General features: G+C 67.8%; 20 protein-coding genes. 15 read left to right on the top strand and 5 right to left on the bottom strand.

Annotated elements, in window-relative coordinates; all coding sequences use genetic code 11:
- Positions 1-37 precede the first annotated feature (37 nt).
- The 5 genes from AC5P7F_RS13140 to AC5P7F_RS13120 all read left to right on the top strand — a co-directional run bounded on the left by AC5P7F_RS13140 (position 38) and on the right by AC5P7F_RS13120 (position 5,167).
- On the top strand, positions 38-1,822 hold the full coding sequence (locus AC5P7F_RS13140; RefSeq protein WP_164077128.1) for a DUF2341 domain-containing protein: 1,785 nt from the start codon (positions 38-40) through the stop codon (positions 1,820-1,822).
- A gap of 10 nt (positions 1,823-1,832) precedes the next feature.
- Entirely contained in the window at positions 1,833-2,246 is a 414-nt protein-coding gene (locus AC5P7F_RS13135; protein ID WP_005409874.1) for an ExbD/TolR family protein, read from the top strand.
- 39 nt (positions 2,247-2,285) lie between these two features.
- Positions 2,286-2,951: a cell envelope integrity protein TolA gene (tolA, locus tag AC5P7F_RS13130; protein ID WP_049439502.1), complete on the top strand. Its 666-nt coding sequence runs from the start codon at positions 2,286-2,288 to the stop codon at positions 2,949-2,951.
- Between the two features lie 42 nt (positions 2,952-2,993).
- On the top strand, positions 2,994-4,739 hold the full coding sequence (locus AC5P7F_RS13125; RefSeq protein WP_164077816.1) for a putative porin: 1,746 nt from the start codon (positions 2,994-2,996) through the stop codon (positions 4,737-4,739).
- A 98-nt stretch (positions 4,740-4,837) separates the two neighbouring features.
- Positions 4,838-5,167 (top strand): hypothetical protein, encoded by a 330-nt coding sequence (locus AC5P7F_RS13120; RefSeq protein WP_005409871.1) that lies wholly within the window; start codon positions 4,838-4,840, stop codon positions 5,165-5,167.
- Positions 5,168-5,175: 8 nt separating this feature from the next.
- On the opposite strand, the gene AC5P7F_RS13115 is transcribed toward AC5P7F_RS13120, so the two are convergent.
- The 4 genes from AC5P7F_RS13115 to AC5P7F_RS13100 form a co-directional block, all read right to left on the bottom strand.
- The gene (locus AC5P7F_RS13115) at positions 5,176-5,574 is read right to left on the bottom strand and encodes an OsmC family protein (RefSeq protein WP_481462497.1); all 399 of its coding nucleotides are present in this window, start codon (positions 5,572-5,574) and stop codon (positions 5,176-5,178) included.
- 117 nt (positions 5,575-5,691) lie between these two features.
- The gene (locus AC5P7F_RS13110; protein WP_032962577.1) at positions 5,692-6,333 is read right to left on the bottom strand and encodes a hydrolase; all 642 of its coding nucleotides are present in this window, start codon (positions 6,331-6,333) and stop codon (positions 5,692-5,694) included.
- Between the two features lie 55 nt (positions 6,334-6,388).
- Positions 6,389-7,069: an isochorismatase family protein gene (locus AC5P7F_RS13105; protein WP_164077815.1), complete on the bottom strand. Its 681-nt coding sequence runs from the start codon at positions 7,067-7,069 to the stop codon at positions 6,389-6,391.
- 71 nt (positions 7,070-7,140) lie between these two features.
- Positions 7,141-8,007, bottom strand: coding sequence for a pirin family protein (locus AC5P7F_RS13100; protein ID WP_014647351.1), 867 nt, complete (start codon positions 8,005-8,007; stop codon positions 7,141-7,143).
- Positions 8,008-8,157: 150 nt separating this feature from the next.
- Here AC5P7F_RS13100 and AC5P7F_RS13095 point away from each other — a divergent pair, with 150 nt between their 5' ends.
- The 10 genes from AC5P7F_RS13095 to AC5P7F_RS13050 all read left to right on the top strand — a co-directional run bounded on the left by AC5P7F_RS13095 (position 8,158) and on the right by AC5P7F_RS13050 (position 19,601).
- Entirely contained in the window at positions 8,158-9,084 is a 927-nt protein-coding gene (locus AC5P7F_RS13095; protein WP_014647350.1) for a LysR family transcriptional regulator, read from the top strand.
- A 130-nt stretch (positions 9,085-9,214) separates the two neighbouring features.
- Positions 9,215-9,718, top strand: coding sequence for an RNA polymerase sigma factor (locus tag AC5P7F_RS13090; protein WP_481462514.1), 504 nt, complete (start codon positions 9,215-9,217; stop codon positions 9,716-9,718).
- Between the two features lie 82 nt (positions 9,719-9,800).
- Positions 9,801-10,757, top strand: coding sequence for a FecR family protein (locus AC5P7F_RS13085; RefSeq protein ID WP_164077814.1), 957 nt, complete (start codon positions 9,801-9,803; stop codon positions 10,755-10,757).
- A 184-nt stretch (positions 10,758-10,941) separates the two neighbouring features.
- Positions 10,942-14,058 carry a TonB-dependent receptor domain-containing protein gene (locus AC5P7F_RS13080; RefSeq protein WP_164077813.1) on the top strand — a complete coding sequence of 1,039 codons (3,117 nt, stop codon included), beginning with the start codon at positions 10,942-10,944 and terminating at the stop codon, positions 14,056-14,058.
- Positions 14,059-14,110: 52 nt separating this feature from the next.
- Positions 14,111-14,875 (top strand): Slam-dependent surface lipoprotein, encoded by a 765-nt coding sequence (locus tag AC5P7F_RS13075; RefSeq protein ID WP_164077812.1) that lies wholly within the window; start codon positions 14,111-14,113, stop codon positions 14,873-14,875.
- Positions 14,876-14,964: 89 nt separating this feature from the next.
- Positions 14,965-16,419, top strand: coding sequence for a surface lipoprotein assembly modifier (locus tag AC5P7F_RS13070; protein ID WP_164077811.1), 1,455 nt, complete (start codon positions 14,965-14,967; stop codon positions 16,417-16,419).
- 136 nt (positions 16,420-16,555) lie between these two features.
- Positions 16,556-16,960 (top strand): response regulator, encoded by a 405-nt coding sequence (locus AC5P7F_RS13065; protein ID WP_014647345.1) that lies wholly within the window; start codon positions 16,556-16,558, stop codon positions 16,958-16,960.
- A gap of 9 nt (positions 16,961-16,969) precedes the next feature.
- Positions 16,970-18,556 (top strand): PAS domain-containing protein, encoded by a 1,587-nt coding sequence (locus AC5P7F_RS13060; RefSeq protein WP_164077810.1) that lies wholly within the window; start codon positions 16,970-16,972, stop codon positions 18,554-18,556.
- 70 nt (positions 18,557-18,626) lie between these two features.
- Positions 18,627-18,968 (top strand): type II toxin-antitoxin system prevent-host-death family antitoxin, encoded by a 342-nt coding sequence (locus tag AC5P7F_RS13055; RefSeq protein WP_014647343.1) that lies wholly within the window; start codon positions 18,627-18,629, stop codon positions 18,966-18,968.
- Positions 18,969-18,971: 3 nt separating this feature from the next.
- Positions 18,972-19,601: an ATPase gene (locus AC5P7F_RS13050; protein ID WP_014647342.1), complete on the top strand. Its 630-nt coding sequence runs from the start codon at positions 18,972-18,974 to the stop codon at positions 19,599-19,601.
- A 72-nt stretch (positions 19,602-19,673) separates the two neighbouring features.
- Here AC5P7F_RS13050 and proP read toward each other — a convergent pair whose 3' ends face one another.
- Positions 19,674-21,164: a glycine betaine/L-proline transporter ProP gene (gene proP, locus AC5P7F_RS13045; protein ID WP_046430926.1), complete on the bottom strand. Its 1,491-nt coding sequence runs from the start codon at positions 21,162-21,164 to the stop codon at positions 19,674-19,676.
- Positions 21,165-21,314 lie beyond the last annotated feature (150 nt).

The following is a 21,314-nucleotide window of genomic DNA, read 5'->3' as shown; positions in this document are numbered from 1 at the left end:
CCTTCCCTTGAACATGCGTTCTCCGGAGACCCTTCGCATGGACCGTTTGCTTTCCCGAGTGTTGCTGCTGCTGGCCGCGCTGGTTGCGTTGCCTGCGGCTGCGGCCGATGCCAATTGGTGGCAGGCCGAATGGAAATACCGCAAGCCGATCACCGTAGACGCGGGCCCGCAGGGCGCGGGCCTGGCCGGTGACCCGGGCCGCACGCCACTGCTGCTGCGGCTGCATACCGGCAACTTCGGCTTCGACGGCACCCAGGATGCGGGCAACGACCTTCGCTTCGTCTCGGGTGATGGCCGTACCGTGCTGGCCCACCAGATCGAGCAGTTCGATCCCACGCTGGGCCTGGCCCTGGTCTGGGTGGACCTGCCGGCGGTCAGTGCCGCCGCGCCGCAGACCATCTGGATGTACTACGGCAATGAAAAAGCCCCGGCCAGCGGCAACGGCCAGCAGGTGTTCGATCCGGACTACACGCTGGTCTACCACTTTGCCGAGGCCAATGCGCCGGCACGCGACACCACCGCCTATGGCAACAATGCCGGTGCGGTGGTGCCGCCGTCGGAAGGCGCGGTGATCGGCCGCGGCGTGCAGCTGGGCGCCGGCCCGCTGCCGCTGCCGGCCAGCGCGTCGCTGGCGCAGGAAGCGGGCGCGCCGCTCACCGTTTCGGCCTGGATCAAGCCGGGCAGCAACAATGCGGCTCAAGCCATCTACGCCCGCCGTGATGGTGCTTCCGAACTGGTGCTGGGCATCGAGAACCGCGTGCCGTTCGTGCAGCTCAATGGCCAGCGCAGCACGCCGGCGCAACCGATTCCGGAAGGGCAGTGGGCGCATGTTGCACTGACGGCAGAGAACGGCGCGTTGCAGCTGTACCTCAATGGGCGCGTAGCTGCCCAGCTGAGCGGTGCGCTGCCGGCGCTGGCCACCGCGCCGGTGGTCGGCGCCGATGCGCCGGGCGCCGCGCAGCCGCTGGCCAACTTCGAAGGTGCCCTGGACGAGTTGCGCATTTCGCGGGTGGCACGCCCGGCCGCGCTGCTGCTGGCCGACGCCACCGCTCAGGGCGCCGACTCGCGCCTGGTCAGCTACGGCGCCGACGAGCAGTCCGCCGGGCAGAGCCACTTCGCCTTCATTCTCAAGGCGATGCCGTTCGATGCCTGGGTGGTGGTCGCCATCCTTGGCCTGATGATGCTGCTGTCGTGGGCGATCATGATCGGCAAGAGCCGCCACTTCGGTCGTACCAGCAAGGCCAATGCGGTGTTCACCGAGAGCTTCGGCAAGCTGTCCGGCGTACCGCTGCGCACCCTGTCCGACATGGACCGCCAGGGCAAGGCGCCGACCGCCATGCACGATGGCTCGTTGTGGCGCATCTACCAGGTGGCCATCGATGAAATGCAGCAACGCCACCAGCGCGATGGCAACAGCGGTTACCTCAGTGGTGCCACCATCGCGGCGATCCGCGCCTCGATGGATGCAGTGATGGTGCGCGAGCAGGAAGCGATGGCGCGGCGCATGAACTGGCTGTCGACCACCATCGAAGGCGCGCCCTACGTGGGCCTGTTCGGCACCGTGATCGGCATCATGCTGGTGTTCGTGGTTGCGGCGATGGCCGGCGCGGTGGACATCAACTCGGTGGCACCGGGCATGGCCGCAGCGCTGCTGTGTACCGCCGCGGGCCTCGGCGTCGCGATCCCGGCGCTGTTCGGCTACAACTATCTGGGCGCGCGTGCCGAAGCGATCGGCGCGGACATGGCGGTGTTCATCGACGAGTTCGCCGCGCGCCTGGCTGAAGAGCAGGACGGGCGCGGCCCGGCCGCGGTCCAGGGCTGAGGGGCGCGCCATGGGCCAGAAGGCGAAGTTCGGCATCAAGAAGCGCGAGAAGGGCATCAACGTGACGCCCTTCGTCGATGTGCTGCTGGTGGTGCTGGTGATCTTCATCCTGACCAGCAACGCTTCCATCCCCGGCATCGAGGTCAACCTGCCGAAGGCCAGCAACAGCGTCGCGCTGGAGAAGCCCAAGACCAAGGCGATCACCATCGACCCCAGTGGCCAGGTGTTTCTGGATGCCTACCCGGTGACGATGGCGGAGCTGGAAGACCGCCTGCGCACCGAGCGCGCGACCACGCCGGATTTCCCGGTGATCGTGCGCGGTGACGCGCAGGTGCAGTACGCCCGCGTGGTCGAGGTGCTGGACCTGCTGCGGCGCCTGGAGCTCGCCCAGGTCGGCCTGGTCACCGGCAAGGCGCAGGGCTGAGGCATGACGGCCCATCAACCCCCTCGGCCGGAGCCCGGCATGCGCGGTCGCCAGCTGCTGGTGACTGTCGCGCTGGTGCTGGCCGCGTTGCTGGTGCTCGGCATCGCCGTGTGGTGGATGCTGTTCAAGGACACCGCCAGCACCCGTCGGCCGGTGGTGCAGCCGCCGATGCTGGCGCTGCCGCCAGCGCCTCCGCCACCCCCGCCGCCGCCGGAAAAGCCGCCGGAGCCGGAAACGCCGCCGGAGGAGACGATGCCCGAACCGGAGCCGCTGGAGCAGCCGACGCCGGCTGAAGAGCCGGCACCGACTCCGGACAATGCCGATCCGGTGACGATGAACGCCGATGCGCAGGCCGGCGGTGACAACTTCGGCATCCAGTCCGGCAGTGGTGGCGGTTCGTCCGGCGTCGGTCGCGGCGGTGCCGGCAATGCCACCTATGGGCGCTACCTCGGCTACCTGATGCAGCAGGCGATCTCGCGCGACGACAAGGTCAAGCGCCTGGCGTTCCAGCTGCAGGTGAATGTGTGGCTGGCCAGCGATGGCCGCCTGGAAAAGGTCGAGCTGGTGCGTGGCAGTGGCAACGAGGAGGCCGACGCGGCCGTGCTCGATGCACTGCGTCGCATCGGCAAGGTCGACCAGGCACCCCCACCGTCGCTTGATTTCCCCGCCCGCGTCCTGATCCAGGGCCGCCGGCCCGGGGCCTGATTCCCGACCTCCGTGATTTCCCTTCTTTCGATGAGAACCGTGATGAACGACCACGTCCGCGCACGAACCGATTCCCGCCGCCCGCGGCCGGCCCGACGGGCGCTGCTGTGCTGCGCCGTGCTGCTCAGCCTGGCCGCCCCGGCCGGTGCGATGGCCGCTGAAACCACCATGGTCAAGCTGATCAAGGGCCTGATCGCCAGCGGCGCACTGAAACCAGAAGACGGCCAGGCATTGCTGGTGCAGGCCGAGGCCGAAGCGGCGGCCGCCCAGCGCAGCGCAGCCACCGCGACCTCGGCCGCCAGTGGCGGTGTCGCCCTGGAGGCCGGCGACGTGCGCGTGCCCTACGTGCCGCAGAGCGTGCGCGACGGCATCCGTGACGAAGTACGCCAGGACGTGATGGCGCAGGCCAGGTCCGAGGGCTGGGCGGCACCGAACGAAGTGGCTGAGTGGACCAAGCGCATCAAGGTCACCGGTGACATGCGCGTGCGCAGCGAATCGCGCTTCTTCTCCGAACGCAACAGCGATATCGTGAGCAACTGGTCGTCGATCAATTCCGGCAACGGCTTCGACACCAACACCAACACCAACCTGCAGCTGCCACCACTGCTGAACACCCGCCAGGACCGCCGCAACCTGTGGCGCATCCGCGCCCGCCTGGGCATCGAGGCGACCATCGGCCAGCACACCACGGCCGGTGTGCGCCTGGCCAGCGGCAGCAGCAATGGCCCGGTGTCGACCACCGAGCAGCTGGGTGGCGGCCTGAGCAAGAAGGATGTATGGCTGGACCAGGCATGGCTGGCCTACAGCCCGGCCGACTGGGTGACGGTGCGTGGCGGCCGCTTCGGCAATCCGTTCTGGACCAGCGACACGCTGTTCTCCAACGACCTCAACTTCGATGGCCTGGCCGCCAACCTGAAGTACGACTTCGACGGCGGCGACCTCGGCCTGTTCGGCAACCTGGCGGTGGTACCGCTGGAGTACACCTCCGACAGCGCGCCCAGCCAGAGCCGGGTCAAGACCCCGAACGAGAACAAGTGGCTGTCCGGCGCGCAGGTGGGCGTGAACTGGCGCTTCAATGACGACAACGCGCTGCGCGCGGCACTGGGCTACTACGACTTCAAGAACATCAGCGGCCGCTTGTCCTCGCCGTGCGCGCTGTATGCGGGCGCGGTGGGCTGCGACACCGACTGGTCGCGTCCGGCGTTCATGCAGAAGGGCAACACCCTGATGCTGATCCGCGACATCGCGCGCAATCCGCTGGATCCGGCCAATACGCCCACCCCGCAGTATGTCGGCCTGGCCTCGGCATTCCGCCTGGCCACGCTGAACCTGCGCTGGGATACGCAGCTGGCCCAGGACGTCGGCCTGCGCCTTGAAGGCGACTACATCCGCAACCTGGCCTATGACAAGCAGGCGATGTTCAGTCGCGCTAACAACGGCATCGTCAACAACTACGGTGCCGGTGGTGCCGCCAGCATCGATACCTTCCGCAGCGGCGACACGGCATGGATGCTGCAGGCCACCTTCGGTGCCACCGAGCTGAAGGAGAAGGGCCAGTGGCAGGCGCTGCTGGGCTACAAGCACATCGAGGCCGATGCGCTGCCGGATGCCTACAACGATCCGAACTTCCACCTCGGTGGCACCAACGCCCGCGGCTACTACGTGGGCGGTGCCTATGCGCTGGACGCGCGCAGCTGGATCAGCGGCAAGTGGATGGCGGCCAAGGAAGTGTTCGGTGCGCCGCTGTCGATCGACGTGTTCCAGCTGGAGTTCAACACCGGCTTCTGAGTAGCGGGCGTGATGCGGATCACGTAGTGCGTGGCGGGGGCGCAGCGATGCGCCCGTCTAGGGAAAGGAGACCACGCGTTGTTCAAAAGGAGGAGTGGATGAGCCGTCGCAAGCTGTTCGAGAGTCCCGAACCGTCCAGCCAGATGCTGGGTGTTGGACCGGCCTATGTTTCCGTGGAGGGCCTGCGCCAGCACCTGGCCGAGTTCCTGCTGTACGCGGGCCGGCCGGTGGTGATCATGCGCGGGCGCAGCGAAGTGGGCTACTTCCTGCCGGCGCGCTGCTGGCGCCAGCGTGACGATGATCCGCTGGCGGCCGCTGCCGCCGACCAGCTGCTGGATGCCGCCGGGTTCCAGGCCGAAGACATCCAGCAGGTGGAGCAGGAATTCAACGCGATGCGCCAGCGCACGGTGCTGCATTCACGGCGCTGAGCCTTCTGTTACGCCGCCGCCCCACGCTCACTGGTGATGCGTGCACCTTCGCGCATCACCAGGGTCACCGGGGTCTTTTCCACCACCTCCAGCAATGGCTGCCACTGCGCATCGCTCAGCTCGGCGCTGGCATGCAGCACGCGGTGCACGTGGAGGCGCCCGTCCTCATCACGTTCCGAGCGCAGCTCGGCATGGAACTCGCCCAGGTCCCAGCCCTTGCGCTGCGCGTACATGCGCAGGGTGATGGCGGTGCACGCCGCCAGCGAGGCCAGGTACAGGTCGAACGGCGCGAAGCCCTTGCCCTGGCCGCCCAACGAGGCGGGCTCGTCCGCATCCACATCGACGCTGCCATTGCTGATGTGGTGCAGGTAATTGTCGGCGGTCGAAACAATGCGTGCGTAGGCCATCACATTCTCCATCTGTCCATGGCGTCGAGCCACGCTCGACCAAACCCACTGTAGCGTCGAGCCATGCTCGACGGCTCCCCAAAGGCGGCGCCAGCCAGGACCGGCGCCGCCACCCGGTTACTCGGTACGATCGTACGAGAACTGGATGCCCGCCGTACCGCCGGTTTCAATGAAGAGGTTCATGAAGGCCGGCACCGTTTCCGAACGGGCCCAGTCGCGCTGCAGCTCGCAGAACAGCTGCGGCACGCTGATCAGCTGGCCGCCGGCCTGTTCGATGCGGCGCAGCGCGGCATCGTGCGCGGCCAGCGAGGTGCCGCCGACGGCGTCGACCACCACATACACCTCATAGCCTTCCTTCAACGCATCCAAGGCCGGGAAGGTCAGGCAGGCCTCGGTCCACAGCGCGGTCATGATCAGCTTGCGGCGGCCGGTGGCTTCCACCGCCCTGCGGAACTGGACGTCTTCCCAGGAATTGATGGTGGTGCGGTCGTAGGTCGGATAGTCACCCAGCACCTGGCGCAGCTGCGGAATCGGCGGCTTGTTCAGGCCGGTCTTGACGTTCACCGTCGAATGCACGATCGGCAGGCCATAAGCCACTGCGGCTTTGGCAGTGCCGACGATGTTGTTGACCAGCAACTGGCGGTCCATCGAAGCAATGGAGTTCACCTGCACCGGCTGGTAGTCGATGATGATGAAGGCGGAGTTCTGCGGGGTCAGCAGATGATCGCTGGCCGGGTCGCGGATCGGTTCACTGGACATGATGGGTCTCCGGTTGAGAGGCGTGCCGACAGCGGGCCGGCACCCCGGGCGTAGGTCAGCTGCGCTGCGAATCCAGCGGCTCGTGGTTCTTCTGCACGTCCTGCGCCTTCAGGTAGCTTTCGATCAGCAGTTGGTAGTTCGGGAAGATCTTCGTGTAGACCTCGGCCCATTGCTGGGCATCGTCGCGGTTCCAGCTGCGCTGGATCTCCGAGGCCACCGCGGCGGTGTCCATCGGCACCACGCCGGCCTGCACCACCCGGGCCAGGGTGATCTCCTCGGCCATCTTCGAATAGGTGCCCGAGGCATCGATGACCGCGAACACCTGATAGCCATCGGCAACGGCGGCAATGGACGGGAAGGCCATGCACACGCTGGTGATGGTGCCGGCAATGATCAGCTGCCTGCGGCCGGTGGCCTTCACTGCGGCAACGAATTCCGGATTGTCCCATGCGTTGATCTCGCCCTTGCGCGCCACGTACTGGGCATGCGGGGCTGCGTCGTGGATCTCCGGGATCAGCGGGCCGTTCGGGCCCTGCGGAACAGAGGCAGTGGTGATCACCGGCATCTTTGCCAGCGTGGCCATCCTGGCCAGCGCGGTGGCGTGGGCGCGCACGCGGGTGAACGGCATGTCACCGATGGTCTGGAACAGGCCGCTCTGATGGTCGATCAGCAGCATCGCGGCGTTGTCCGGATCGATCACCGGGCGGGCACCGTTGAAGTTGGCGGGGGTACTCATGGTCAGTCTCCTGGAAAAAGCGGGCGATGGCCCGGAGGGTGCGGCGGGCCATCGCCCGCCGCTTGAAACGATCAGTGCGCGATCTGGCCGAAGCGGCCGCTGTTGAAGTCGTTGACCGCCTGCGCGATCTCGGCCTGGCTGTTCATCACGAACGGGCCATAGCCCACCACCGGCTCGTCGATCGGCTCACCGCTGAGCAGCAGTACGGTGGCGTCGCTGTCGGCGTCGACGAACACGTCCTCGCCGCTGCGGTCGAAGGTGACCAGCTGCGCTTCGCCGACCGGCTGGCCGCCGTTGATCCGCACCGTACCCTTCAGCACCACAAGCGCCAGCGTGCGGCCCTCGGCCACCGGCAGGTCGGTGTGGTGGCCCTGCTGCAGGCGGATGTCCCAGACATCCATCGGCGTGTGGGTGCGCGCCGGGCCGGCATGACCGTGGAAGCGGCCGGCGATGACCCGCACGCGGCCGGCGCCATCGGGCAGATCCACCGAGGGAATCTCTGCGTCGAGCAGGGTCTGGTAGCCCGGTGCGCCCATCTTGTCGCGCGCCGGCAGGTTCACCCACAGCTGGACCATGTCCAGCGTGCCGCCGCGCCTGCTGAATTCCGGCGTGTGGAATTCCTCGTGGAGGATGCCGGAGGCAGCCGTCATCCACTGCACGTCACCCGGGCCGATGGTGCCGCCGGCCCCGGTCGAATCGCGGTGGGCGACCTCACCCTCATAGACGATGGTGACGGTCTCGAATCCGCGATGCGGATGCTGGCCGACGCCACGCGGCGTATTGCTGGGGGCGAAGGTGTACGGGCCGGCATAATCCAGCAGCAGGAACGGGCTGAGGTGCTGGCCGTGGGTGTTGTAGGAAAACATCGAGCGGGCGGGGAATCCGTCGCCCACCCAGTGCGGGCGCGGGGCGCTGTAGGTACCGGTGACACGCTTCATGGCGATCTCCTTGGCCGGGGCTGCCGGCCGCTGTTCTTCGTTGCGAAGACGATATCGCCGTGACAATAAGGCCGGTAGACGCCAATATTTGCCGTCATAGTCCTATCTGGTGAACAATGTCTGCAGGCCGTGGCCGCAGGAGATCGCCCCGTGTTCATCGCAGATATCCGCCGTTGTGACCTCAACGACCTGTTCTACTTCGCCATGGTGGTCGAGCATGGCGGCTTCTCGCAGGCCGGCCGGGCGCTGGCGATGCCGAAGTCGAAACTGAGCCGGCGCATCGCGCTGCTGGAGGAACGGTTGGGCGTGCGCCTGATCCAGCGTTCGACCCGGCGTTTCTCGGTCACCGAGGTCGGCCAGGACTACTACCGCCACTGCAAGGCCATGCTGGTCGAAGCCGAAGCGGCCGAGGAAGCCATTGCGATGTCACGCGCAGAGCCGCGCGGCACCATCCGCCTGGCGTGCCCGATCGCGATCCTGCACGCGCGCATTGGCACGATGCTGGCCGATTTCCTGGCCCTGCACCCGCAGGTGACGGTGCAGCTGGACGCCACCAACCGGCGCGTCGATGTGGTGGGCGAGGGTGTGGACGTGGCGATCCGCGTGCGGCCGCCGCCGCTGGAGGACAGTGACCTGGTGGTACGCGTGCTGGCGCGCCGGGTCTGGTGCACCAGTGCCAGCCCGGCGCTGCTGCAGCGGCTGGGCACGCCGCAGGTGCCGGCCGACCTGGCGATGATGCCGACCGTGGATCTGGCATCGCCCAGCCAGCAGCATGCCTGGGAATACACCGGGCCGGGCGATGTGCTGGCCAGCGTGCACCATCGCCCGCGGCTGGTCAGCGATGACATGATCGCGTTGCGCACCGCCGCGGTGGCCGGGGTGGGCCTGCTGATGCTGCCGCGGATGATGATCAGCGACGAGCTGGCCAGTGGCGCGCTGGTGCCTGTACTGCCGGAGTGGGTGCCCAAGCACGGCATCGTGCACGCGGTGTTCCCGTCGCGACGCGGCCTGTTGCCTGCGGTGCGTGCGCTGATCGACTACCTCGCCGAACGCTTCGAGGCGCTGGAGGAACCGTAGATCCTCCATCCACGCCATGCGTCGATGATGCTTTCGTGGCGCGGCTTGCCGCCTGCGGCCCCGCAGCCCACAATCCACGTCCGGACCGTCGCCATCACGCCCATCATTCCCCGGTCCGGCCTTGGCACCTATGTCTCCCAATGCCCTGGCGCTGGTCGAGCTGCTGATCCGCGAGCGCCGTGCGTTGTCCCGCTTCGTCGCGCGCTACCTCGACCCGGCCAGCACCGAGGACACCCTGCAGAACCTCTACCTGAAGGCCAGCAGCGTGCCCGGTGATCCACCGATCCTGGAGCCGCGCGGTTATCTGTACCGGATGGCCTACCACCACGCGCTCAACCGCAGCCAGGCCGACGCCCGCGAGCGGCGCGCGATGGCCGAGTACGCCACCGGCATGGCCGAGGCAGGCCACGACGGCGAGGCGCAGGCGCTGGACCAGGCGCAGCTGCGCGAGATCACCCAGACCATCCTGGCCCTGCCGGCCCAGGTACGCGAGTGCTTCGTGCTCAACCGCTACCTGGGCCTGAGCGAACGCGAGATTGCCGCGCGCCTGGGGGTCTCCAAGAGCCTGGTCGGCAAGCATGTGCTGCGCGCAGCGCTGCTGATCCAGCAACAGCAGCGGGGAATGGGCCGATGAGCGGCGATTGCCGTGGGCAGATCGTGCCCGCCGTTGTCACAACAGGAAAGCGCACCCATTCGCGGTGCGGCAGGCCACAACCATGACCACGTCCGAACCCTCGCCGCGTCAGGCCAGGCAGGCGTTGCGCTGGGTGATACGGTGCAGTGCAGGCCCGTTGCCGGGACGCCAGCAACGCACCCTGCAGCGCTGGCTGCAGTCCGATCCACGCCATGCGCTGGCCTGGCGCCAGCAGCAGGCCTTCTGGCAGCGGTTGGACGCTGCCGGGCCCGAGGTGCTGGCCGCGCTGCCCGAGCTGACCGGCGACCGCCAGGGGCTGCGGCCGATCGCACCGCGCCGTCGCCTGCCGTGGCTGCTGGCATCGGCTGCGGCCGTGGTGCTGATGGTCGCGGCCGCTCCGCATGCGTTGCTGCTGGCGCGCAGTGATGTGCGCAGCAGCGATGCGCCACGAGTGGTGCAGCTGGCCGATGGCAGCACGGCGGTACTCGATGCCGGCACCGCGCTGGCACTTTCGTTCGATGACCGGCAGCGCCACCTGCGCCTGCTGCGCGGCCAGGCCTGGTTCCAGGTAGCGCACGAGGCTCGCCCGTTCCAGGTCGAGGCAGCGGGCGGCCTGGTCCGTGACATCGGCACTGCCTTCAGCGTGTCGATGCTGGATACCACGGTCACCACCCAGGTCAGCGCGGGTGTGGTCGATGTGCGCCCGGGCGATGGCAGCGTGCAGCGCCTGCATGCCGGACAGGCACGCGCGTTCCGTGACGGGCACTGGCTGCAGCCGGTGCAGCTGGAAGATCCGGAGAGCATGGCGCCGTGGCGGCGTGGCGAGGTAGTGATCGATGATCGGCCGGCCGCGCAGGCCATCGCCGACCTGGCGCGCTACCGTCGTGGCCCGGTCTGGGTACTGGGCGGGCAGGGCGCACGCGTACGGGTCAGTGGCCTGTTCCACCTGCAGCAACCGGACACGGCCATCGTCGCCGTGGCCGCGCAGGCGGGACTGCGCGTGCAGCGCTTGCCCGGTGGTGCGTTGCTGCTGTGGTGAAGCACCCTCGGAACATGGACGAACCGGTCGCATGAAAAAAAACATGAAAAAACCGTGGGCAGTCGTCGCAGCCCGCTGTCTATAGAGGTATAGCCAGAGCGAAACAGCGTTTCTTCTCAAGCCAGACACACCACCGGGCACCGGACGTGTCCGTGGTCCCGCCCCGCTTGAGGAGTTCCTGTCCATGCCGTCCACGGCATCCGCCTGTCATCGTCGCGCCACCGCTCTGGCCCTGGCTGTTTCCACCGCATTGCTGCAGTTGGCCTGGGTGCCGGCCGGGCAGGCGCAACCGGCGGTCGTCGCGCCGCTGCGCCAGTACGCCATTCCGGAACAGCCCCTGGCCGACGCCGTGCGTGCCTTTGGCCGCCAGGCCGATGTGCAGGTGGTGTTCCGCAGTGACCTGGTGGAAGGCCGTCGCTCCAGCGCGGTGAGCGGCGAGTACAGCCAGATGCAGGCCCTGCAGCTGCTGCTGCGTGGCAGCGGCGTGCGCGCGCAGCGTGGCATGGACGGCACCTGGAGCCTGCGTACCGCAGCGGAGGCGGGTGAAGGGGAAGGGGTGCGGGTGACCGAGACACTGGACGTGGCCGGTCGCCTGCAGTCGGAAGGGGGCGAGGCCCGCGATCGGCGCGGCTACGATGATGTGTTCGCGCTGGACATGGCCACGGCGTATTCGGGGCGCGACCGGGTGGAGCGCTACCGCGGCTCCAATCCGGCCGACGTGGTCAAGGATCTGGTCGGTGTGTTCAGCGGCGATGCGCGCAACAGTGGCGCGCTGGACATCAACATCCGCGGCATCCAGGGGCCGGGGCGGGTGCCGGTCAGCATCGACGGCGGCGAGCAGGCACTTACGGTCTGGCGCGGCTACAACGGCGTCAGCAACCGCAACTACATCGATCCCAACCTGATAGGTGGCATCCAGGTCATCAAGGGGCCGGGGCTGGTGCGCGATGTGCACAGCGGGATCGGTGGCGCGCTGGTGATCAAGACCATCGACGTCGATGACATCGTGGAAGCGGGTGAGCGCTTCGGCGGGGAGCTGAAGATCGAAGGCAGCAGCAATGCGGTGGCGCCACGCCTGCCGCGGCTGCATACCGGCGAGGACTACCGCACGGTGCCGGGGTTCCCGCAGGGCTCGCCCTCGGCACCGTATGCCGACAGCACGCTGCTGGTGCCGGTGAAGTCGCGCGGTTCGGAAGCCAATGTGTTCGCCGGCGAGGACCAGGCCTGGCGGCTGGCGCTGGGCCTGCGCGGCGAACACGTGGACCTGATGGCCGCGTATGCCTGGCGCAAGCGCGGCAACTACTTCTCCGGCACCCAGGGCACGGCGTACTACGACCAGGACCCGCGCGAGCAGTTCGAGTACAAGGGCCTGGACTACATCACCACGCTGGCGCGCTACTTCAAGCCCGGCGACGAGGTGCCCAACACCTCCAGCGAGCAGGAATCGTGGCTGCTGAAGGCGACCTGGCAGATCAACGATGACCAGCAGCTGCGCGCCACCTGGCGGCGTACGCTCTCCCACTACGGCGAGATCATGCCCTCGCGCATCCTGTCCGCGCCCGACTACGGTCGCATCCAGTGGCCGCTCAGCCGCGTCGATGCCGATGCCTGGAACCTGGAATACCACTGGCAGCCTGCCGGCAGCCGCTGGCTGGACCTGCGTGCCAACCTGTGGCGCACCGAAACCACCAGCGATACCTACACCGCTGGCGGCTTCCCCAATTTTGCCAGCAACCCCGACTGGAACCCCGGCAGCAGCCCGATCCTGCGCAATACCGCGCTGGCCAATGCCCGCAACGACCGCACCGGCCTGACCCTGAGCAACCGCTTCGCGCTGCATTCCACCCTGGACCTGACGGTGGGCGGCAACTGGCAGTTCGAGAAACTGCGCTCGGCGGACCCGTACTTTGGCGTCAGCGATGGCTGGCGCATGTACCCGCGCGCCGGGCGCCGCCAGGAGGGCGAGGGCTACCTGGTGCTGGACTGGCGGCCGGTGGATTTCCTCTCCCTGAGCGCCGGCGTGCGCTACGCGCGCTATTGGGCCTTCGATGATTTCCTGCAGGAACACCCGGAGCTGATGACCACCTCTGTGTTCCCCAAGGAGGCCCGCTACCGGGTCAACGAACTGCCCGAACGCCCGGCCAGCCTGCAGGGCGAGATCGACGCCATCGAGTCGCAGCGCGCGTTCTGGGACAGCATCGGCATGGGCTTCATCGTTGATGATCTGCTGAAGGGCCTGCTGAGCAGGTACGAGACGCCGGTGGCGGTGGAGCACAGCATTCCGTGGCTGCCGGATGCGGACGGCAACTACAGCCGTGCCAGCAACCCGTGCCTGAATGGTCAGGTGGCGGCCATTCCCGGGCTGTTGCCGGTGCAGGGCGCGCAGATCCTGTGCAGCATCCAGAGCGGGCGGTCGCAGACGGTATCCGGGCGCAACGAGCGCAGGCGCGACCATGCCTGGCTGCCGACCTTCTCGGCCACCGCGCATTTCTCGCCCAATGCGCGCGCCTATGCCCGTTACAGCGAGGCGGTGCGTTTCCCCAGCATGTTCGAGAGCACCATCGCGTTCTCCAGCAGCCTGAACCCGCTGTACCCGCTCAAGCCCGAGCACGCCTACAACTACGAAGTGGGCTATGTGCACAACCTGTCCGCACTGTTCGGCAACACCGCCGATGCCGACGTGAAGCTGGCCTACTACGTGCACAAGACCCGCAACGTGATCGAGCGCGACGGCAATTTCCTGTTCGACAACCTGGACAAGCAGCGCATCCGCGGCCTGGAGTTGCAGGCGCGGTTCGACAACCGGCGCTTCTTCACCGACCTGGGCATCACCCGTACGCTGGAAAACAAGGTCTGCGACGAAAGCATGGCGGTGCAGCTCGATGCGCTGGCCGGCAAGGTGCCCAACTGCGTGCAGGACGGCTTCGTCAGTGGCTACCTGCTGACCCAGGCCATTCCCCGGTTGTCGGTGAACGTGTCGCTGGGCACCCGGCTGTTCGATGAGCGCCTGGAGCTGGGCAGCCGCATCGTGCATTACCAACGCCACCAGAACCCGGACCTGCAGGCCTACCGTGACCGACTGTACGCCGGCAGCGGTGGCCTGATCTGGCAGAACGTGCCGTTCACCTGGGGAAACATCACCGCCGTCGATGCCTACGCGCGCTGGCGCTTCAATGACCACGCCAGCGTCGAGCTGGTCGGCACCAACCTCGGCAACCGCTACTACGTCGACCCGGCCACGCGCTCTACGCTGCCGGCGCCGGGGCGCACGCTGAAGCTCGGTGTCACTGCACGCTTCTGATGACCTGTCTCGTTGTTGTACCCGTTGTTCCCTCAACCCAAGGAGTAGTTCCATGAAGATGATCTCCCGTTCCGTACTGGCCATGGCCGCCACCTTCGCCCTGGCCGGTGCCGCCCAGGCCGCCGACATCGTCGGTGCGGCCAGCCCGGCCACCGATTCGCAGCTGTACGTCAAGGTCGGTGCCTCCGAAGTCAACGGCGGCCCGCACAGCGCAGGCAAGGCCGGCATCGGCGTCGGCACCGTCTCCAACGGCAAGCCGGTCGACTTCCAGGGGCTGGCGGCCTATTCGGCCCCGACCACCGTCAACGGCGTTACCGTGCGTACCCTGGCCATGCCGATCACCGGTACGCCGGGCAGCCATTCCGGCATGGGCCACTTCAACTTCGTCAAGGTGGGCAGTGGCGATGTGTGGTTCGGTGAATGGTCCAAGGACGGCGCCGCAGGTGGCTTCAACAACCGCCAGGTGTACTTCGCTGGTGACCGCGCCGGCACCACCCTGCCCAGCGGTACCGCCACCTACGCGGTGGCCGGCCTGAACAGGTTCAATGGCAGCAACCTGCTCAGCGGTGCCTTCGCGGCGAACTTCGGCACTGGCAAGCTGACCGGCGGCCTGACCGGTGGTGGCCAGACCCTGGCGATCAGCGCCAACATCAACAGCGCCGATGCATCCTTCGCCGGCACCGCCGTGGCCAACGGCTCGGTCACCGGCAACAGCCAGGGCCAGTTCTTCGGCGCCAACGCGGCCACGCTCGCCGGTATCGCCACGTTCGCCGGCAACAGCCAGTACGACACCGCCTTCGGCGGCAGCAAGAACTGATCGCCACGCCCCTGACGGGGCAGGGCAGGGACAAGCCGCGATCCGCCAGTCCCTGCTTCGGCCGCTGCATGCACCACCACGGATCGACCATGCGCCATTCCACCTTCCTTGTCGTACTGCTGTTGGCTGCCGCTGATGTGCGCGCCCAGCAGGACGATCTGCGCCGCGTGCTTGAACAGGGCAGCGAACTGCGCCACCAGCAGCAGGACCGGCAGCGCCTGCAACAGGCCGAGTCGGAGCGGCCGACCATCACCATCGACGGCAGGACGCTGCGCGTGGAGCGCAGCGTCGACGATCTCGGCCAGGCCCTCTACCTGTCACTGCAGCATCAGCAATGGCGGGCCGCCGCGGCGTTCCTCGAGGAGTACATCGAACTGCCGGGGCATGACCCGCTGCTGCGCCATTACGCGCAGGGGGCGTTGGCCCGCGTGGCCGGCGACCATCGTCGCGCGGCGAAGGAGTACGAAGCGCTGCTGGCGGCGCAGCCGGAGTTCCTGCCGGCCCGTCTCGAGCTGGCACGTGTCTATGCGGAAGACCAGCGTGATCGCGATGCGGTCGCGCTGTTCACGGCCATCGCTGCAGGCATCAATGCTGATGATCCGGCCACGGCCGGCGTCCGCGCGCGCGTGGACGGGTACCTGGGTGCCCTGCAGGCGCGCCAGCGCTGGAAAGGCGCGCTGTCCGCCGGCCCCGCATGGAGTGACAACATCAACCGCAGCTCGGCCAGCCGCACCTGCCTGTTCGGCGTAGGCGACGCCTGCATCATCGAACGGAAACTGCCCGACGCCCAGCGCGCAGGGGGCCTCGACTACGACGCCAGCCTGGAACGGCGCTGGGTCCTCGACGGGCATCATGGGCTGTACGTGCGCGGTCTCGCCTTCGGTCAGGCATGGCGCGGGCACCGTGCCTACAACGAGCTCAATGCCAATGTGCAGGCAGGTTACAGCTGGCGCAGTGCGCGGCAGACCGTGCTGCTTGCCCCCAGCTATGACGTCCAGGGCCTGGGCAACCATGCGCTGCAGGGCGGCAGTGGCGTGCACGGCGAATGGCAGTACGCCCTGGATGCACGCAGCCTGCTCAAGCTGGAGGCCGACTGGAAGCGCCAGCGGTATCGCCAGCAGGGCCTGGCCAGCAATTATGACGGCGAGCTGGTATCGGTGTATGCCACCTGGTTCCGTGCGCTCAATCCGCGCTGGACGGTCTTCGCCGGGCTGGATGTCACCGGCAGCAGCGCTGCCGACCCGGCCAACGGCTACCGCCAGCGCGGCTTGCGGCTGGGCGCGGCGCGGCAGTGGAGCGGCACCACGGCCACGGTGTTCGTGTCGCTGCGCCGCCGCGACTACGACGCCTGGAGTCCATTGCTGGAGGCGCGCAGGCAGGACGACGAACAGAACCTGATCGCCATCGTGCGCAGCGAGCGGCTGGCGGTGGCCGGGCTGGTGCCCAGCCTGGGCCTGCGCTACGCCCGCATCGACAGCAACGTCGGCTGGCTGTACAGCCACGACCGCAGCCTGCTCAGCCTGAAATGGGAGCGAGCGTTCTGAACGCGCCGCTGCAATGCCTGGGTGAACGGGCCGTGGCGGCGATCTTCATCGATCATCACGCGCCCTTGTAGCCCGTTTCGCGCATCCTGCAGGCGTTGCGGCAGAGGTGCGCCGCGTGTATCGAGGAGCGCGGGTCGTGCTGGAAGCGGGCAACAAGCCAGAGGGCCTGAAAGGGCTGCGGGTGCTGGTGGCGGAAGATGAATTCGCCATCGCGATGTTCCTGGTGGACTATCTGGAACTGAAGGGGGCGCAGGTGGTGGGACCGGCCGGTGACCTGCAGGCGCTGGGGCGTCTGGTCGATGAGAACCCCATCGATGTCGCCCTGCTGGACATCAACCTGGGGGGTGAACTGGTCTACCCCTTGGCCGACCGCTTGGCGGACGCCGGCACGCCGTTCATGTTGACCTCCGGCTACGATGACAATCTGCCCAGCCGCTTCGCTGGCGCGCCCCGCTGTACCAAGCCCTATCACATCGAGGCACTGGTGCAGCAGCTGGCACGGCTGGTGGCAGGCCCGCAGGCTGCTGCGGGCATCGCCTGATTGCGCGGCATGTCACGCCGCATCGAGGGTCTCCCGGCCATTGAGCGCCCGGCGGGCATGCCGCCGCCGCTGCAGGCGCATGCGCGCCATGACGGCATGGCCGCCCGTATTGCCCGCCACGACTGGTCAGGCACGCCACTGGGTGCGATCGAGCGATGGCCGCCGCACCTGCGCGCCACTGTCGACCTGATGCTGGCCCACGGCTTCCCGATGATCGTGCTGTGGGGCGAGCAGCTGGTGCAGCTCTACAACGATGGCTATGCCGAGATCCTCGCCGACAAGCATCCGGGCGGGCTTGGCCAGCCTACCCGCGAGTGCTGGCCTGAGGTCTGGCACATCAACGGCCCGATCTACCAGCGGGTGTGGCAGGGCGAGACCATCACCTACGAGGACAAGCTCTATCCGCTGGCGCGGCGGGGGCGGCTGGAGGATGTCTGGTTCACCATCACCTACAGCCCCATCCGCGGTGAGGAAGGGCGCATCAACGGTGTGCTTGTCACCATGTTCGAAACGACCGCCGCGCATGTCGCGCAGGCGGCCCGCGAGCGCGAGGAGCAGAAGCGCCGTGAGAGCGACCGGCGCCTGGCGCTGGCATTCAAGGTGCTGCCGGTGGGCGTCTGCATTGTCGATGCCGAAGGCCGACTGCAACTGTCCAATGACCGGATGCGGACCTATCTGCCCACCGGCAAGGTGCCGTCCACCGATCGTCCCAACCACTACCGCTGGCAGGGATGGCACCCCGACGGCTCGCGCATCGAGCCCCATGATTTCGCCATCGCCCGCGCCCTGCGGGGGGAGACGGTGGTCCCTGGCCTGGAGTTCCAGTTCATCCATGACGACGGGCGCGCCCGCTGGACACGCGTCGCCGCTGCGCCGCTGCGCGATGCAGACGGCGAGGTGACCGGGGTGTTCGCCATTGCGGTGGATATCGACGACCTCAAGCGCGCCACCGAGCGCCAGGCGGTGCTGCTGGCCGAACTGCAGCACCGGGTCCGCAACATCATGTCCACCATCCATGCCCTTGCCTGGCGGACGCGCAGCACCGTGGCCAGCGTGGACGAGTACGCCGAGCGGCTGTGCGGGCGTTTGATGTCGCTGGCGCGCACGCAGAGCCTGCTGACCCGCGGCGGCAATGCCGGGGTCTGCCTGCGCGGGATGATCGAAGAGGAAGTGTCGGCGCAGATGCCGGGCACGGGCCTGTGCGAACTGCACGGTGAGGACGTGCTGCTGCCACCGAAAGCGGCCGAGGTGCTGTCGTTGGCCATCCATGAGCTGGCGAGCAACGCGCTGCGCTACGGCGCGGCCGCGCGCGAGGCGGGGCGGATCGAGGTGTCCTGGCATCTGCAGGTGCAGGACGCAGAACCGTGGCTGGGCCTGCACTGGTGTGAGCGCCATGCCGACGTGGAGGGCTGGGAAATGCCACGCCAGCGCGGCCTGGGCCGGGCGCTGATCGAGCAGCGCGTGCCCTACGAGCTGGCTGGCAGCGGCGAGCTGCACTTTGGCCCACAGGGGCTGGATGCGTGGATCCGCTTCCCGCTGCGCGAACGCGACAGCCTGCTGCAGACCGACGCTCCGGACACCGCGCCCCTGCGGTAAAAGGGGATTTATCCCCAATTTGGCCAAATTGGGTATAGTGTCGCTCATCCACCCCGCCTGGAGCCGTGCCATGACCCTGCCGCTGGATCTGCCTGGCCTCGAGAAGGCCCCGGCCTCGTCGGTGAAGACCCGGGGCTGGCCGAGCCTGATGCGCACCGTGCGCGAAAAGCAGGCGCTGGTCATCACCAACCACAACCACCCGGAAGCGGTGATCGTGGACATCCGCACCTACCAGGAACTGCTGGCCAAGGCCGCCGGCGGTGATGCCGGTGAGCGCAGCGAGGAGCTGCAGCGCCTGCGCAGCGAGTTCGACCAGACCCTGGCCGGGCTGCAGCGCGGGGAAGGGCTGGGCAAGGTGCTGGGCCAGCCGATCCGGCGCGGCCGCAAGGTCACCCTTGGCCGTCCGCTCTGATCGATGGGACGCATCCTGGCGTTGGCCGGTGTCAATGGCGCCGGCAAGAGTTCGCTGCTGGGCACCTGGCTAGACGCCGAAGGGCTGAGCTGGTTCAACCCGGACTCGTTCACCCGCCGCCTGGTCGACGCCGGCTGGCCGCTGCCGGACGCCAATGCCGAGGCCTGGCAGGAAGGCACCCGCCGCCTGCGCCAGGCCATGGCCGATGGCACCGACTTCGCCTTCGAGACCACGCTCGGTGGCAACACCATTCCGCGTCTGCTGCGTGAGGCCTGCGAGCGGCACCAGGTGGCGATCTGGTTCTGTGGGCTGGCCGATGTCGGGCTGCACGTCGCCCGTGTGGCCGCGCGGGTGGCCGCCGGTGGCCACGATATTCCGGTGGAGAAGATCCACGCGCGTTTCGATTCGGCGCGCGCAAACCTGCTGGAGCTGCTGCCGCACCTGGCCGAGCTGCATGTCTACGACAACAGCGCGCCGGCCGATGCCGACGGCTGCGTGGTGCCGCTGCCGGTATTGGCCATGGCTGCAGGTCAGCTGCATTACCCGGTCGCAGTGGCCGACCTGTTGCACACGCCGGGCTGGGCCAAGCCCATCGTGATGCGCGCGATGGAATTGGACACCCCGGGTGATTGATGCCGCACGGGGTGCGGAGTCGAACCCATGCTCGGCTGATCCCGTGGAAGTCAGCAGAGCACGGGCTCGGCTCTACAACGCCGGCTTCGCCTGCTCGGGCTCGGCAACGTCCGGCAGCGGCGGCAAGGTCGGGTCCACCGTCACCGGCACATCGCTCTTCAACAGCGCGGCTGCTTCCTTGTCGCTGCCAACCGCTGGCGGTGAACCGCGCAGCGGCAGGCCGGCGGTTTCCTTCACGAACAGCATGGTTACCAGGCCGATCACCGCCGCGCCCATCAGGTAATAGGCCGGCACCAGCGGGTCGCCGGTACGCTCCACCAGCCACGCGGTCACCAGCGGCGTGGTGCCACCGAACAGCGACACCGACACATTGAAGGCGATCGACAGCGCGCTGTAGCGCACCGGGGTGTAGAACAGCGCCGGCAGCGTGGACGGCATCGAGCTGGTGAAGCACACCAGCGCCAGCCCCAGCAGCATCAGGCCGAGGAAGATCAGCCCGTCGTTGCCGCTACCGACCAGCAGCAGGCACGGAATGGCCAGCACCAGCAGCGCGATGCACGCACCGATGATCATCGGGCGCCGGCCCAGCCGGTCACTGAACAACCCGCCGACGATGTTCAGCGGCATCATCACCAGCATCACGATGATGATCAGCAGCAGGCCCTTGCTCTCGGCATAGCCCATCGTGACGCTGAGGTAGCTGGGCATGTAGGTCAGCAGCATGTAATCGGTCACGTTGAACACCAGCACCAGGCCCATGCACACCAGCAGCTGGCGGCCATGCACCTGGAACAGCGCGCCCAGCCCCGGCCGCTCGTGCTCGCGCTTCTCGGCTTCCTCGGCGAAGGCGCGGAACGCCGGGGTTTCCTCCAGCTTCATGCGCATGTACAGGCCGAGCAGGCCCAGCGGGCCGGCCACCAGGAACGGAATGCGCCAGCCCCAGTCCAGCATCTGCTCGCTGCTCAGCAGCATGTGCAGCGCGGTGACGGTGCCGGCGCCGGCGATGTAGCCGCCCAGCGTGCCGAACTCCAGCCAGCTGCCCATCAGGCCGCGGTTGCGGTCGGTGGAATACTCGGCGATGAAGGTGGCCGCGCCCCCGTATTCGCCGCCGGTGGAGAAGCCCTGCACCACGCGCGCCAGCAGCAACAGCACCGGTGCCCAGATGCCGATGCGCTCGTAGGCGGGAATCAGGCCGATGGCAAACGTGCCCAGCGCCATCAGGATCATGGTGAACGCCAGCACTTTCTGGCGGCCGTAGCGATCACCCAGGGGGCCGAACACCAGGCCGCCCAGTGGCCGCACCAGGAACGCCACGGTGAAGGTGGCGAACGCAGCGATCACCTGCGCGGTGGGGTTGCTGGAGGGGAAGAACACCTGGCCGATGGTGACGGCCAGATAGCCGTAGACACCGAAGTCGAACCACTCCATGGCATTGCCGAGTGCGGCCGCGCCGACGGCGCGCTTGAGCATGGGCTTGTCGACGACGGTGATCTCATCGACCTTCAGGTGGCGGCGGCGTTTGAACCAGCCGAAATGGGCGTGTGCATCGGGGGTGTCCTGCATGGGGGCTCCCTTGTAGGCAGAAGAGGGGAAATGAGCGGTGAGGTAGGTCCCGGAAATCGGAAACGGCGATGCAGGCGCAGGTGGCGCAGGGGCATCGGTGAGTGGCGTGGGGGCCGGGGAATGTGTGCAGGCACGACGCCACGCGCACGG

The organism is Stenotrophomonas sp. YJH_SMC_105-26 (genome assembly GCF_059368915.1).
This window is presented reverse-complemented; position numbering and strand designations above follow the sequence as displayed.